Source organism: Paenibacillus tundrae (assembly GCF_030812775.1).
In the GTDB taxonomy this organism is placed as follows: domain Bacteria; phylum Bacillota; class Bacilli; order Paenibacillales; family Paenibacillaceae; genus Paenibacillus; species Paenibacillus tundrae_A.
This window is the reverse complement of sequence record NZ_JAUSTI010000005.1, coordinates 230,743-244,411: the sequence shown is the minus strand read 5'-3', so window position 1 is coordinate 244,411 and position 13,669 is coordinate 230,743. Positions and strand designations below refer to the sequence as shown.

Annotated in this window: 15 protein-coding genes; 3 read left to right on the top strand and 12 right to left on the bottom strand. The window is 44.2% G+C overall.

Annotated elements, in window-relative coordinates; translation table 11 throughout:
* Window positions 1-60 precede the first annotated feature (60 nt).
* The 9 genes from J2T19_RS11425 to J2T19_RS11385 all read right to left on the bottom strand — a co-directional run bounded on the left by J2T19_RS11425 (window position 61) and on the right by J2T19_RS11385 (window position 8,074).
* Window positions 61-195 carry a YjcZ family sporulation protein gene (locus J2T19_RS11425; protein ID WP_217363773.1) on the bottom strand — a complete coding sequence of 45 codons (135 nt, stop codon included), beginning with the start codon at window positions 193-195 and terminating at the stop codon, window positions 61-63.
* A 187-nt stretch (window positions 196-382) separates the two neighbouring features.
* The gene (locus J2T19_RS11420; protein WP_307215742.1) at window positions 383-1,102 is read right to left on the bottom strand and encodes a M23 family metallopeptidase; all 720 of its coding nucleotides are present in this window, start codon (window positions 1,100-1,102) and stop codon (window positions 383-385) included.
* Between the two features lie 253 nt (window positions 1,103-1,355).
* On the bottom strand, window positions 1,356-2,753 hold the full coding sequence (sufB, locus tag J2T19_RS11415) for a Fe-S cluster assembly protein SufB (protein ID WP_307215740.1): 1,398 nt from the start codon (window positions 2,751-2,753) through the stop codon (window positions 1,356-1,358).
* A 20-nt stretch (window positions 2,754-2,773) separates the two neighbouring features.
* Entirely contained in the window at window positions 2,774-3,205 is a 432-nt protein-coding gene (gene sufU / locus J2T19_RS11410; protein ID WP_056698341.1) for a Fe-S cluster assembly sulfur transfer protein SufU, read from the bottom strand.
* Complete coding sequence (locus J2T19_RS11405) at window positions 3,195-4,415, bottom strand: cysteine desulfurase (RefSeq protein ID WP_251382885.1); 1,221 nt, start codon at window positions 4,413-4,415, stop codon at window positions 3,195-3,197. Before J2T19_RS11405 ends, sufU begins: the two co-directional genes overlap by 11 nt.
* Window positions 4,412-5,716: a Fe-S cluster assembly protein SufD gene (gene sufD, locus J2T19_RS11400; protein ID WP_056698347.1), complete on the bottom strand. Its 1,305-nt coding sequence runs from the start codon at window positions 5,714-5,716 to the stop codon at window positions 4,412-4,414. The genes J2T19_RS11405 and sufD overlap by 4 nt, the downstream gene beginning before the upstream one ends.
* 25 nt (window positions 5,717-5,741) lie before the next feature.
* Window positions 5,742-6,524 carry a Fe-S cluster assembly ATPase SufC gene (gene sufC, locus J2T19_RS11395; RefSeq protein ID WP_056698351.1) on the bottom strand — a complete coding sequence of 261 codons (783 nt, stop codon included), beginning with the start codon at window positions 6,522-6,524 and terminating at the stop codon, window positions 5,742-5,744.
* Window positions 6,525-6,889: 365 nt separating this feature from the next.
* The gene (locus J2T19_RS11390; protein WP_307215732.1) at window positions 6,890-7,471 is read right to left on the bottom strand and encodes a DUF1802 family protein; all 582 of its coding nucleotides are present in this window, start codon (window positions 7,469-7,471) and stop codon (window positions 6,890-6,892) included.
* Window positions 7,472-7,612: 141 nt separating this feature from the next.
* Window positions 7,613-8,074 (bottom strand): Dps family protein, encoded by a 462-nt coding sequence (locus J2T19_RS11385; protein WP_056698356.1) that lies wholly within the window; start codon window positions 8,072-8,074, stop codon window positions 7,613-7,615.
* Window positions 8,075-8,370: 296 nt separating this feature from the next.
* On the opposite strand from J2T19_RS11385, the gene mtnK reads away from it, so the two are divergent.
* Both mtnK and mtnA read left to right on the top strand, forming a co-directional pair.
* On the top strand, window positions 8,371-9,588 hold the full coding sequence (gene mtnK, locus J2T19_RS11380) for an S-methyl-5-thioribose kinase (protein ID WP_307215729.1): 1,218 nt from the start codon (window positions 8,371-8,373) through the stop codon (window positions 9,586-9,588).
* A gap of 25 nt (window positions 9,589-9,613) precedes the next feature.
* A complete protein-coding gene (gene mtnA / locus J2T19_RS11375) occupies window positions 9,614-10,687 on the top strand; it encodes an S-methyl-5-thioribose-1-phosphate isomerase (RefSeq protein ID WP_307215727.1) in 1,074 nt (357 codons plus the stop codon).
* Window positions 10,688-10,865: 178 nt separating this feature from the next.
* Here the strand turns inward: mtnA and J2T19_RS11370 are convergent, their stop codons facing one another.
* Both J2T19_RS11370 and J2T19_RS11365 read right to left on the bottom strand, forming a co-directional pair.
* Window positions 10,866-11,168, bottom strand: coding sequence for a YunC family protein (locus tag J2T19_RS11370; protein ID WP_239292180.1), 303 nt, complete (start codon window positions 11,166-11,168; stop codon window positions 10,866-10,868).
* Window positions 11,169-11,494: 326 nt separating this feature from the next.
* A complete protein-coding gene (locus J2T19_RS11365) occupies window positions 11,495-12,103 on the bottom strand; it encodes a hypothetical protein (protein ID WP_307215725.1) in 609 nt (202 codons plus the stop codon).
* A 260-nt stretch (window positions 12,104-12,363) separates the two neighbouring features.
* Between J2T19_RS11365 and J2T19_RS11360 the strand changes: the two genes are divergently transcribed.
* A complete protein-coding gene (locus J2T19_RS11360) occupies window positions 12,364-12,921 on the top strand; it encodes a hypothetical protein (RefSeq protein WP_307215723.1) in 558 nt (185 codons plus the stop codon).
* A gap of 157 nt (window positions 12,922-13,078) precedes the next feature.
* Here J2T19_RS11360 and J2T19_RS11355 read toward each other — a convergent pair whose 3' ends face one another.
* Window positions 13,079-13,465, bottom strand: coding sequence for a DUF423 domain-containing protein (locus J2T19_RS11355; protein ID WP_307215721.1), 387 nt, complete (start codon window positions 13,463-13,465; stop codon window positions 13,079-13,081).
* Window positions 13,466-13,669: the final 204 nt, after the last annotated feature.

Sequence of the window (13,669 nt, the reverse complement as noted above, 5' to 3'; positions counted from 1 at the left end):
TGTATGAAAGGGAAGCCGTGTGAACGGCTTCCCTTTTCTATTTAGAGAATTGTTTACGAATTATACACAGAACGCTTTGGTGATGATAACCAACAGAATGAACAATACCAAGATTGCACCTGTCGATGTGAATGGGTTGTAACCACCCACGCCACCTACGTTGTTACCACCACAGCCATATCCTACTTCGCTCATGTGATTGCCTCCTCTTCATCAGGTATACCCTAACATATGACAACCGCATTTTTTTGAACCGGGCGAATTGGCAATATTCCATAAATGGTTATCCGCCTAAGTTCAGATACTTGATGAAGAGCATTAGGGCTTTGTTAAAGCTTATCGCATGGTTGGAACGATCACTAGCCTGGTCAATACCTAGTTGTCAACTTGTCGCATCGGGGTTTACGTTAATATTCTTCTCTTTGCGATACATAATGACAAGCAGTCTCCAGAAATCATAGCTCCCTGTATCCGTCATGATGAATGAACGGTAATAATTGAATGCATCTTGTGCCCAGGGGGGACAAGGCATATTGGCACGATTTTGCTGCTGCTTAATCCAGGACGCCTGAGCTTCCAATGTTCTCTGCATAGTCTCAAACCTTTGCTTCTCCTCACTTGTCATGGGTTGCGCCTCCTCTTCCTCCGCCATGGAGCGATATTCGGACTTCAGATATGTTTCCGGCTCGACAACGCCACTCTCACTCGCTGTGAATCCATAAGAGGGTCTGCTTGCTTTACGTATTTCATAATGCACATGCGGCCCTGTGCTCTGGCCAGTACTGCCCTGATTGCCAATAAGTTGCTGTTGCTGAACATGTTGTCCAACCTTCACCGCAATTCGGGACAGATGAGCGTAACAATGTAAGTAACCACGATGATCTTCTATCGCTACAGTAAGCCCGTAACCTCCGAATCCTGAGCCTGTAACCCCTTCACCAGCAAATCGTACGACTCCCTCCAAAAAAGCATACACAGGGCCATTCCATGGCTCTGTGACCAGATCTATACCCCGATGAAATGTCTGCCCGCCATGGATGGGATGAATACGATAACCAAATGAGCTGGTAATACGATATCCCTCAAACGGATTTAAGCTCATCATGTCACATCCTTTTCTATCAATAGATGCTTGAATCTATGAGATGGCTTGTGCGAATGATCCTATTTTATACCAAATAATCAACATTTAGCATACACTTAAGGTTCGTTTCACACAAAATAAAACCTACTTTTTGACAACAAAAAAAGACCGAGAAGAATCCTCGATCTTAATCTGTATTACATGAAGTTTATTTAGGTAGGAATTAGGACGCAAGCGTCCAGCTTATCCGCTAACCATTGTCAGACAAAGGTTAACCAATACTGCCTTCCATTTCGAATTTGATCAATCTGTTCATTTCTACCGCGTATTCCATTGGCAATTCCTTCGTGAACGGCTCGATGAAGCCCATGATGATCATCTGTGTTGCTTCTGCTTCGGTCAGACCACGACTCATCAGATAGAAGAGTTGATCCTCAGATACTTTGGATACCGTCGCTTCATGCTCCAGCATGATGTTGTCATTCATGATTTCATTGTAAGGAATTGTATCGGATGTGGACTCATTATCGAGAATGAGCGTATCACACTTGATATTGGATTTCGCGCCTTCCGCTTGGCGACCAAAGGACGCCAGACCACGATACGTTACTTTACCACCATGTTTACTGATGGACTTGGAAACGATCGTTGATGTTGTATCTGGAGCCAAGTGGATCATTTTCGCACCTGCATCCTGATGCTGATTTTTACCAGCTACAGCGATGGACAGAACGGAACCTTTCGCTCCACGACCTTTCAGAACAACAGCAGGATATTTCATTGTCAGTTTGGAACCAATGTTACCATCGACCCATTCCATCGTTGCATTCTCTTCTGCAACCGCACGTTTCGTAACGAGGTTGTAGATGTTTGGTGCCCAGTTTTGAATCGTTGTGTAACGAACACGGGCATTTTTCTTACAGATGATCTCAACAACCGCACTATGAAGTGAGTTTGTGCTGTAGATCGGAGCTGTACAACCTTCAACATAGTGAACGAAGCTGTCTTCGTCCGCAATGATCAGTGTACGCTCGAATTGTCCCATATTTTCGGAGTTAATCCGGAAATATGCTTGCAGAGGCACTTCACATTTCACGCCTTTTGGCACGTAGATGAAGCTTCCTCCGGACCATACGGCACTGTTCAACGCAGCAAACTTGTTGTCTGCTGGTGGAATAACGGTAGCGAAATATTCACGCAGGATTTCCGGGTGCTCTCTCAGAGCTGTATCGGTATCCATGAAGATAACACCTTGATCTTCCAATTCCTTTTGCATGTTGTGGTATACCACCTCGGACTCATACTGAGCCGATACACCGGCAAGGAACTTCTGCTCTGCTTCAGGAATACCCAATTTATCAAAGGTTTCTTTGATCTCAGAAGGAACCTCTTCCCATGTTTTCCCTTGCTTATCAGAAGGGCGAACATAGTATTGAATATCGTTGAAGTCCAATCCGTCGAGGTCTCCACCCCAGTTAGGCATAGCCATTTTTTCGAACTGCTTCAAGGATTTCAAACGGAATTCCAACATCCACTCCGGTTCGTTCTTAATCCGAGAAATTTCAGTAACGATCTCTGCAGTCAGACCTTTACCGGTTTTGAAGATGGATTCGTGCTCATCGCGAAAACCATATTTATACTCTTCCATTTCTGGTGCTTTTTTAGCCATCTTACTCTACCTCCCTATCGTTATTGTACATTGTCCTCTTCGTCAATTCCTTTGCGTAATGCATTCCAGGCCAGGGTGGCACATTTGATGCGTGCAGGGAACTTGTTCACACCGGATAGGGCTTCGAGATCTTCATAATCGTCGAAATCGACTTCTTCCCCTTTCATCAGTGAGGAAAAACGGTTAGCCATATCGAGAGCCTGCTCCATGGTTTTACCTTTAACCGCCTCAGACATCATCGATGCCGAAGACATGCTGATGGAACAGCCTTCGCCCGTATACTTGGCTTCCTGAACGATTCCGTCTTTCAGCATAAGTTGCAGTGAAATCCGGTCGCCACACGTTGGATTATTCAAATTCACCGTGACAGCGTCATTATCAAACGTTCCGCGGTTACGCGGATTTTTGTAGTGATCCATTATAACACGCCGGTACAGATCATCAAGTTGCATCGCCAAAATACTCCTTTGTCTGGATTAAGGCGCTGACAAGCCGATCTACATCTTGTTCGTTATTGTATAGATAAAAACTAGCTCGAGCTGTTGAGCTCACTTCAAGCCAGCGCATTAGCGGTTGACAGCAATGGTGTCCGGCACGAATAGCTACGCCACTCGCATCTAGCACCGTTGCCACATCATGGGGATGAACATCTCCCAAGTTAAAGGTTACGACACCGACATGTCGTTTAGCTGGTCCATAGATCGTAAGCCCATCAATTTCGGACAAACGTTCTGTAGCATACGCTGCCAGTACACCTTCATGATGCGCAATCTCATCCATGCCAATCTCTTCTAGGAAATCGATAGCAGCGCCCAAGCCTACCGCACCAGCGATAATTGGCGTTCCACCTTCGAATTTCCAAGGTAGCTCTTTCCAGTTTGATTCATACAAACCTACATCATCAATCATTTCACCGCCGAACTCAACCGGTTCCATGGACTCCAGCAGCGCCTTTTTGCCGTAAAGTGCACCGATTCCGGTTGGACCGCACATTTTATGGCCGGATAACGCATAGAAATCACAATCTAGATCCTGCACGTCCACCTTCATGTGCGGTGTGCTCTGTGCGCCATCAACCACGATGACCGCACCATTGCGGTGTGCAATTTCAGCAATTTGTTTCACGGGATGGACTAATCCCATAACATTGGATACATACGCGATTGCTACAATTTTGGTATTGTTCGTAATCGTCTTCTCCACATCAGCCAATTCAATGTGACCATCAGGCTGAAGTGGGATGTATTTCAATGTTGCACCTGTCTCCTTAGCCACTTGCTGCCAAGGAATCAGGTTGCTATGGTGCTCCATTTGCGTAATAACAATTTCGTCGCCTTCTTTGCAATTCGCACGAGCATACGACGAAGCCACTAGGTTCAGGGCTGTCGTAGTCCCGCGTGTGAATATGATCTCTTGCGTGCGACGTGCATTGATAAACTTAGCAACCTTCTCACGCGCGCCTTCATAAGCGTCTGTGGCACGGCTACCAAGGGTATGAACACCGCGGTGCACATTTGAGTTCTCATATTCATAATAATGCTTAACTGCTTCTATCACAGCACGAGGCTTCTGTGAAGTTGCAGCACTATCTAGATAAACGAGCGGATGTCCGTTAATTTCCTGGTGGAGGATCGGAAATTGCTCGCGAATAGATGGATTCATTGTCCCAGCTTCTTCTCAATCAGGGACTGCAATTGGGTACGCAGTGCTTCCAAAGGAATATCCGCCACCACCGGTGCGAGGAAGCCATAAATGATCAGGCGTTCCGCATCCGTACGGTTAATCCCGCGCGACATCAAGTAATGGATCTGCTCCGCGTTCACTTGACCTACGGAAGCTGCGTGACCTGCTGTTACATCATCTTCATCAATGAGAAGGATCGGGTTGGCATCTCCACGCGCTTTAGGGCTCAGCATCAATACTTTCTCTGTTTGCTGTCCATCCGCTCTTGTGGCACCTTTCTCGATCTTCGTAATACCGTTGATAATCGCTGAAGCTTCTTCACGCATAACCGCACGCGTAATCATTTGGCTTGGCGTGTTTTTACCAAAGTGGCGAGCTTCTGTCGTGTAGTTGATCTTCTGTGAACCGGAACCGACAGCAATTACTTTGGAATCGGAACTGGATCCATTCCCTTTGAGCACAGTCATCGTGTTGCTTGCTGTGTCACCATTGTTCATTTCACCAACGATCCATTCGATCGAGCCGTCGTTCTCTACCACTGCACGGCGGTAGGAAACATCCGTTACGTTCACATTCAACTGATGTACTGTTGCGAAGCGTACTTTCGCACCAGATTTAACGAACACTTCCACGACCCCATTATGGAAAACAGGTGCGGACAGTTCACCGGATACATAGTTGTCTACGTAAGTTACAGAGCTGTTTGCTTCAGCAACAACGAGCACGTGAGGTGCAAATGTTGCAGATGCATCATCTGTAAGCAAGACCGCTTGCAATGGAATTTCAATTTCAACATTTTTTGGAACGTAGAGGAACACTCCACCATTCCACAAAGCTGCATGTAGTGCCGCGATAGAATGCTCATCCGCTTTTACTGCTGTGCCCAGATATTGTTTCACCAGATCACCATGTTCACGAACAGCTGAAGCTAGATCTGTGAAAATCACGCCTTTTGCTGCCAAATCAGCAGACAGGTTAGAGTAAATTGTAGCAGAGTTACGTTGGATAACCAGACTACCTTCAGCTTGGTCTTGAACCAACTCTTTAATTGAAGCAGGTACTTCTTCCAAAGAAGCAATTGCTCCGTTCGTTTTATATGTTCCGTACTCGCTGATGTTCCAGCGTTCAATTTTTTGCTTTTCCAGTTTAGGAAGCGCAAGCTCACTTGCAAGCTTCAAAGCCTCAAGCCGTTGCTCAGTCAACCAGCCGGGTTCATTGTTGCTCTCCGACAAAGTACGAAGCGCTTCAGACTCAACCGGAAGAATTGTTTGTGTTGTCATCTATTATCCTCCTCCGTTTTGTCTATTACGCTTCTTGACCTACAGTTTCGTCTGTAATTCCCAGTTCTGCTTTTACCCAATCATAACCTTCAGCTTCCAGACGTTGAGCCAGCTCAGGTCCGCCGGATTTCACAATGCGACCTTGCATCATAACGTGAACGTAGTCAGGTGTGATGTAGTTCAAGAGACGTTGATAGTGAGTGATGATCAAGAATCCACGATCTTCGCTCTTCATTGCATTTACACCGTCTGCAACAATTTTCAGAGCGTCGATATCCAGACCGGAGTCGATTTCATCAAGTACTACGATTTTTGGATCAAGCAGCATCATTTGCAGAATTTCATTACGTTTTTTCTCACCACCGGAGAAACCTTCGTTCAGATAACGATGAGCGAACTCAGGATTCATATCAAGTTCTTTCATTTTACCTTCCATTTGACGAATGAACTTAATCAATGAGATTTCGTTTCCTTCGCCACGACGTGCGTTGATTGCACTACGCAAGAAGTCGGAGTTAGTAACACCAGCAATTTCACTTGGGTATTGCATTGCCAAGAACAAGCCAGCACGTGCGCGCTCATCTACAGCCATATCCAGTACGTCTTCACCGTCAAGTGTTACTACACCATCAGTTACCTCATATTTAGGATGTCCCATCAACGCGGAAGCCAGTGTAGATTTACCTGTTCCGTTTGGACCCATGATTGCGTGGATTTCTCCACCTTTCATTTCCAAGTTGATTCCTTTCAGGATTTCCTTACCTTCGATCGTCGCTTTCAGACCTTCAATGACGAAATTCGTAGCCATGTGTATTGTTTCCCTCCATTGATTAAATTTGATGTTTGCTGTCGAAAACGAAAAAGCGCCTATTAATATCTGAACAGAGCTTCCTCTGAATTTCTTATGGTACTGTAATCTGTAAAGCCAAGAACACTTTAGAATAATTCTAAACTGATTCTCATTGATTATCAAGTCATTTCCGAGAACTTTTGTCCTCTATAGAAAACATTATTCTACCTGATTCTATAATAAAAGTAGGTTTGAATCAAATGAGAATACATCCTGACAGTATATAAACAGTGACAAAAATCACTGTAACTCATCTTTTGTCATAGCATGTCCTCCTACAAAAAAAAGGACTTATCCATATGATGGACAAGCCCTTCTTGTCATTATTCTTCATTTTTGAGCAATTCGTTAACCTTCCGTACCTGTTTGTCAAAATCCGCAACGTCCATCACCGGCGTCATTTCGCTCGGCAAAGAACCATTCGGAATGGAAATCCATGAACGACAACCATTATATTCAGACAAAATCGGAATCTCCATCGGTTCATTCAAACGGTACACGCGCAACAATAATACATGGAGCGGATCTTTTCGTTTCCACTTCAGGCGGTCTTCGGCAAAATCCGCAGTCCACATATGTAAATCTAGAAGTTTATCCAGCGTCTCCTGATCTCTAATCTCCACGTCTTGCACCACTTCGGCATAAGAGGTGATGCGGATTGTCGAGGCTTCGGGCACCCATTCGGCCAATGATTCCTCAACATAGGAATGATCAGAGGACTTAATCAGTTCTTTACGCTGATGTTCATAAGTCGGATACAGAACAAACGCTGGACTTTTCAGCTCAAAATGTCGAGTTTCCTCCACGATCCCGCCTTTACGCATCACCATAATTTGGCGACCTTGCTCTAAGGCTTTGATCGTGGAAGCCCACTCTTTCAATGCCGGTATATTGTTACCTATCATATGCTCCCCTCCCCGAATCGGTCTTGTCAGCAGTATAGACGTTCAAGCGCCTACCTGACAACTCTCCATAAAGTAGGAAAGGCGACGATTCGTGTACTAGTACATAGTTTAGGTACTATAGTAATGGATGAATTCGATGTCTTAGCCCAAGAAGGAGCGAAGCATCCACATATGTTTCTCCAGATCTGCCTTGAATCCTGTCAGCATATCTGATGTTGGTTGGTCTTCAGCAGCGTCAGCCGCTTCAATACCTTCCTGATATTCATTAGACAGCGTTGCGAAATCTTCAATTAGGTTCTGCACCATTTGTTTCGCATCTTCTCCGCCTGCAGCTTCTTGAATAGAAGAGAGCTCCAGATATTCTTTCATTGTAGCTGCTGGGCTGCCTTTAAGTGTAAGAATACGCTCAGCAATTTCGTCCATTTGTACAGTCACTTCATTGTAAAACTCTTCAAATTTAACGTGCAACGTGAAGAAATTAGGGCCTTTTACATACCAGTGATAGTTATGAATTTTGACGTAAAGGACGTTCAAGTTTGCCACTTGACGATTAAGTAATTGTTCAACTGTTTTTGTTTGATTTGTTTTGTTAGTTGTAGCCATTTGAATCCCATCCTTTATTTAAAGTTAGTCCGTTATACGAGAAAGCAGAGTCGTTCTGCCCCTGTATAACAGAGATTTAACTATTCGGCACCGCTGCTTGCGGGAAGCCTTGTCGGGCGTTTTACTTCAACCGTCCGGCCTATTTATTTTTACCCTTGTCCCTGAAGTGTGAAACAAGATTGACATCGCCGGTATCAAAAAAAGGGTACAAAAGCCGAGCTAATTCCGATATACTGACATATACCAAGCAAAGAAGTGGGTTTTCCTGTTTCTTCATATATATGGAGGTGGCACTCTTGTCCCAATATCACCCTTTAACACCCCAGGAAGCAATTGAATTGGCGCGAACATTACCTGATCCGTTTACGGCAGATTCAAATCTAGAATGTCGTGAGATCGGCGACGGCAATCTGAATTTGGTCTTCCATATCACAGATCAGAACTCCGATAAAAGTATCATTATCAAACAGGCGCTTCCTTATGCGAAAGTCGTAGGAGAATCATGGCCATTGTCTCTTGTACGGGCTCGCATTGAGCGTGAAATTCTACAGGAAGAGTATCGTCTCTGCCCTGGAATGGTGCCTGAGGTGTATCATTACGATGACGATCTTGCATTAACGGTGATGGAGGATCTGAGTGATCATGTGATTATGCGCAAAGGTCTTATAGAGGGTACAAGCTATCCACTTTTTGCACAACATATTGGTGAATTTATGGCAAGAACGCTCTTCTTTACTTCAGACCTCGGTATGAACCAACAACTGAAGAAAGAAAAACAAGGTCGATTTATCAATCCAGATCAGTGTAAAATAACCGAGGATTTGATATTCGATGAGCCCTACCGGATCGCTGAGAAAAATAATTATGAAGCTTCTATTGAGGACGAGGCTGAAGCGCTTCGTACGGATGGAGAACTTCACTTGGAAGTCGCTTTATTACGTGAGAAATTTCTGACTCATGGTGAAGCACTGCTCCATGGCGACCTGCACACAGGCAGCATTTTTGTAACACCAGAATCCACTAAAGTCATTGATCCAGAGTTTGCTTATTATGGGCCGATGGGCTTCGATATTGGTGCGGTGATTGCGAACCTGCTACTCAATTATGCTTCCCTCCCAGGATCGATCAAAGATAGCCAAGCACTTCAAGAGCGTGAAGCTCTGCTGCTAGACATGGTTCGGGACGTCTGGACTGAATTTGAGAGCCGTTTCCGTGCACTTTGGGTGAATGATCTGGTTGACCCTATGGCAAAAGCTCCGGGATATCAAGACCTCTATGTGCAAAAAGTGTTCCGGGATACTGCCGGCTTCGCTGGTGCTAAAATGGTACGCCGTATTGTAGGTCTTGCACATGTAGCGGATATCGATAGCATTGAAGATGCAACAGAACGTGAACGCGCACAGCGCAAATCACTCGCCATTGGTAAAGCTCTAATTAAGAGCAATCGTCGCTTGAACACCATCGGAGAACTGTTAGACACCGTGTCTACAGCTGTCTCTGCACTCAAATCATAAATCTAACAAAAACGGAGGCACACCCATGACAACTTCTGAACACCAGCCTTTGTCCTCCCTGATATGGAAACAGGACAAGCTTGAAATGCTTGACCAGCGTCTTCTACCTGAAACCATTCTGATGCTGAAGCTATACACACCTGAGGAAGTATGGGAAGCGATTCATTCCATGAAAGTACGTGGAGCTCCTGCGATCGGGATTGCTGCTGCATTCGGCGTCGTTCTAGGCGCTAAAGCTTATGATGGAATGGGTACACCAGGCTGGCTGGATCATGTAAAATCCATCTGTGCTCACTTGGCAACATCTCGTCCAACAGCAGTGAATCTGTTCTGGGCGTTGGATCGTATGATGCAAAAGGCAAATGAGCTTGCAGAAGCTGGCACATCGATTGAGGATGGTAATGCAGCGCTTGAAGCCGAAGCTCTTCTCATTCAAAAAGAAGACGAAGAAGTATGCCGTATGATCGGTGAGAACGCACTCCCACTGTTCGAGAATGGTATGGGTGTACTGACACACTGTAATGCCGGTGGACTCGCGACAGCCAAATACGGCACAGCAACTGCACCGATGTATCTCGCTCAAGAACGCGGTATCAACCTTAAAGTCTTTGCGGACGAAACTCGTCCTGTACTACAAGGGGCACGCCTGACTGCATTTGAATTGCAACAAGCTGGCATTGACGTTACACTACTCTGTGATAATATGGCCGGAATGGTCATGTCGAAGGGATGGATTCAAGCCGTTATTGTCGGCACAGATCGTGTGGCTGCGAATGGCGATGTAGCGAACAAAATCGGAACGTACAGTGTTGCCGTGCTTGCTAAAGCTCATAACATTCCGTTTTATGTAGCTAGCCCACTGTCCACCATTGATCTGTCTACACCATCGGGCGATCTTATTCCAATTGAAGAGCGTGCAGCAGAGGAAGTTACCGAAGGGTTTGGTAAACGTACCGCACCCCAAGGTGTTAAAGTATTTAATCCAGCCTTTGATGTCACTCCGAACGAATATGTCACAGCCATCATTACGGAAAAAGGTGTCGTACGTGCGCCTTTCAAAGAGAACCTTGCTGCATTGTTTGCTAAGGAAGAAGCTTAATTTCTATATTTATGAACGGAATTTCATGAAAAAATGATACGTAAAGAAACGAGGGCTCCCTGAAAGGAGCCCTTTTTTGGCGTAAACAATCGAAGTTAAGTTGACATTGAGTTGCTGTAACTAAATTGGGATAGGGATCATATTAGATTGGATTGGATGTGTTAGTTCATTTAGATGTTCATATCATTTTCAATAATGCCTCTACGCCTGTCATACCCACTGTAATTCCCATAGCTTCGGCTTCTGTCGTCACCGATTCCATCGGAGCATGCAGCAATTGTTCCAGTGTGCGCACACCTACTGCCCGAGCTGCAATGATTTTGCGATCTCCCAGCACCTCATTAAGTAATCCCACATCGAGTGCTCCACACATGATATACCCCTTCGATGTGTTAATTGTAAGCAGCGTTGTTTTGGGCAGCTTCACTTCCACTCCCACCAACACGTGTTCCCCAACGACAATCGGCTCCATCGTCACCATAGTCTTCCGATCCACCTCCTCTTCCGCAGGTCAAGATAATTGTATGCCTTGCCCTGAAGAGTCGTGTGGACACCTGCCGTGTATCGAGAAAATGGCTTCCCAATCCGTCTTTCACTTTCGAAATGAAATCAACTTATTTCAAATTAGAAAACACATCATTGCGGCTTTTATCAGAAGAATCATGAGAAATTTTTATCAAAACAATTTTCAGAAACACATTTAATTTAGTACCATGGATAACCATATTCCGTGATGTGTGAATGGATCAATAAACGATTACCGCAACGAATACAGTTCCGCTCAGTTAAATCTCCAGTTTTATACACCTATACGTATTCCTCCGCAAATAAAACCTCTTCAATAATCTTTTCAAGTGCTGACTCACTAATTTCAAAAGGGTTCATGTCCCCTCTCGTGGCCAAGATAGTCTTAGGGAAACCTCCAAATCCTCCAACTAGTTCATGGTGATGAGTACTAATTCGTCCACCACCTCTTTCGAACAGCTTAATGATCGGCTCATAGATGTCTGGGTACTGTAATGCAAAACTATTTCTGTCATCCATTAAAGCGCACCATCGAAGATAGTGGATACTTGACATCTTCATAAGCATAATATCAATATCTGTAAAATTCGGAAAATCGACTACGAAGTTGTCCCATGCATCATCAGGAATTCGATAACCAATTAACATGTCCATTCCCACATAAATGCCTGTTCCTCCTTTAGAAAGATGCTGCAAAAAACCACCGACTCTGCGGTAGTACTCGGCAATTAATATGGTGTCTGCTTCATACTGTCCTCTTGACCTAACTTCTTTGTAGCTTTTCTGCGACATCTCCTTGTATAAATTAGGGGCAATATTTCTAATCCTCTTCGCTGCCAATTCGTAATAACTCATCTGTTCATCCTCATCAATTTCTAAATGTTCTTTCATAGTCTTCTATCTTTCGAATTTGATTACGGTTTACCGTTCTCACAATGATACAACCCTACTGAAATCACCAGTCATTACCAACTTTATATACATATAACATAGCTAATAAGCAAAAATAAAGAACCCTTCAATCACCATGATTTTGACCGATTCTTCCATAGCATTTTCTCAGCCTTGACACTATGATTATTGCCACATTAATGATATAGTAGGTTAGACGTATTATGGTTTTCACATATATTTTAACGGGGCTGGGATGAATGAAAGAAACCTTATCCAACGAAGAAGAAATCGGCTATCTATTTAACGTCGATGTTCTGATTAAGAACCGCTCAAATGCACTGGCACTGCAGTCCCTGTTGGAGCTCATGAACAAAGAGGAACAGATTGTGGACTTCCGGGTTCAATCCGGTATAGAGCTTGGCAAGATTATTGAAGCGACAATTCAATCAAAAAAAGAATCCATTACGACTCTTTACAATGGACGAAAAAAAGCTCAGGACAGTACGGTACAGAAAAGCGCTTCAACGAATGCTTCTTCTGCTCCAGCCAAAAAAGAGCAACCTAAAGATGTCACTCCAAAGAAAGAATCACCTGAGCCTTCCCAAAGCGGAAACTCATTTGATGAATGGATCGACACACTGATTAAGGAAAATCGCCTGACACGTATCGTCGTAAACAACAAGAATGGTAAGCATCAGAGTATCCCTTGCCGCATTTTAAATTTTGATCGGGATAATAACATCGTAAGCATTTACCATGTTGATGAGAAGCAGGTTTATTCATTCAGAACCAATGAAATTGATGAGTTTTTGTAAAAACAACAAAGTATAATGAAAAGCAGCCCGCGTGGAAATCCCATAACATTTCCATGTAGGCTGCTTTTTTTAAACATGGTGTAAGCGCATCAGTTCAATGAAGCATTCCATATTAACAATGGTTTTTCAAGTGAAACACGGAAGCATCCTTATGTAATTAGGATCGCCCCTTACCTCGTTGCCACACGTCTAACGCGAACAGTAGCCAACCTGCAATAAAAGCTACACCACCAATTGGAGTAATGGCACCTAATATTTTGATGCCTGTTGTACTGAGTACATATAAGCTACCAGAGAACACAATGATACCAATCAGCAGAAGACGTGCCGACCATCTAAGCTTCGTCGACTCCCCTAGTTGTCCTGCTGTAAGTCCAACAATCAGCAAAGCGACAGCGTGGATCATGTGGTACTGTACACCCGTTTCATAGGTAGCAAGGGCTTTGGCATCAATATGCTCCTTCACAATGTGTGCACCGAACGCACCAATCGCCACAGACAACATCGTAAGTATTGCGCCCAGCATCATCCATTTACGTTGCATTTCCCTTTCTCTCTCCTTTAAGTTCATAGTTTACACTATGTTTTATTGTACTCGAATCTCACTATCGTTTGCCAGTTAGCTCAATAACTGAACGTACTCGCCTACTTTGGTTGTTATAAAATACATATTCACTCGAAAACAATGGCGAAAGTGCTGAGATATCTTGATTTTTATCGACTTTTATGGAAAAGTAAAAAGGTGTGT

Excerpts from the sequence above, each read along its gene's own strand:
- J2T19_RS11370 (WP_239292180.1), bottom strand. The coding sequence starts at position 11,168 with ATGGTGACGATGGAGCCGATTGTCGTTGGGGAACACGTGTTGGTGGGA.
- sufD (WP_056698347.1), bottom strand. The coding sequence starts at position 5,716 with ATGACAACACAAACAATTCTTCCGGTTGAGTCTGAAGCGCTTCGTACT.
- J2T19_RS11385 (WP_056698356.1), bottom strand. The coding sequence starts at position 8,074 with ATGGCTACAACTAACAAAACAAATCAAACAAAAACAGTTGAACAATTA.
- sufU (WP_056698341.1), bottom strand. The coding sequence starts at position 3,205 with ATGCAACTTGATGATCTGTACCGGCGTGTTATAATGGATCACTACAAA.
- sufC (WP_056698351.1), bottom strand. The coding sequence starts at position 6,524 with ATGGCTACGAATTTCGTCATTGAAGGTCTGAAAGCGACGATCGAAGGT.
- mtnA (WP_307215727.1), top strand. The coding sequence starts at position 9,614 with ATGACAACTTCTGAACACCAGCCTTTGTCCTCCCTGATATGGAAACAG.
- J2T19_RS11425 (WP_217363773.1), bottom strand. The coding sequence starts at position 195 with ATGAGCGAAGTAGGATATGGCTGTGGTGGTAACAACGTAGGTGGCGTG.
- J2T19_RS11405 (WP_251382885.1), bottom strand. The coding sequence starts at position 4,415 with ATGAATCCATCTATTCGCGAGCAATTTCCGATCCTCCACCAGGAAATT.
- J2T19_RS11360 (WP_307215723.1), top strand. The coding sequence starts at position 12,364 with ATGAAAGAAACCTTATCCAACGAAGAAGAAATCGGCTATCTATTTAAC.
- sufB (WP_307215740.1), bottom strand. The coding sequence starts at position 2,753 with ATGGCTAAAAAAGCACCAGAAATGGAAGAGTATAAATATGGTTTTCGC.
- J2T19_RS11390 (WP_307215732.1), bottom strand. The coding sequence starts at position 7,471 with ATGATAGGTAACAATATACCGGCATTGAAAGAGTGGGCTTCCACGATC.
- J2T19_RS11420 (WP_307215742.1), bottom strand. The coding sequence starts at position 1,102 with ATGAGCTTAAATCCGTTTGAGGGATATCGTATTACCAGCTCATTTGGT.
- J2T19_RS11355 (WP_307215721.1), bottom strand. The coding sequence starts at position 13,465 with ATGCAACGTAAATGGATGATGCTGGGCGCAATACTTACGATGTTGTCT.
- J2T19_RS11365 (WP_307215725.1), bottom strand. The coding sequence starts at position 12,103 with ATGAAAGAACATTTAGAAATTGATGAGGATGAACAGATGAGTTATTAC.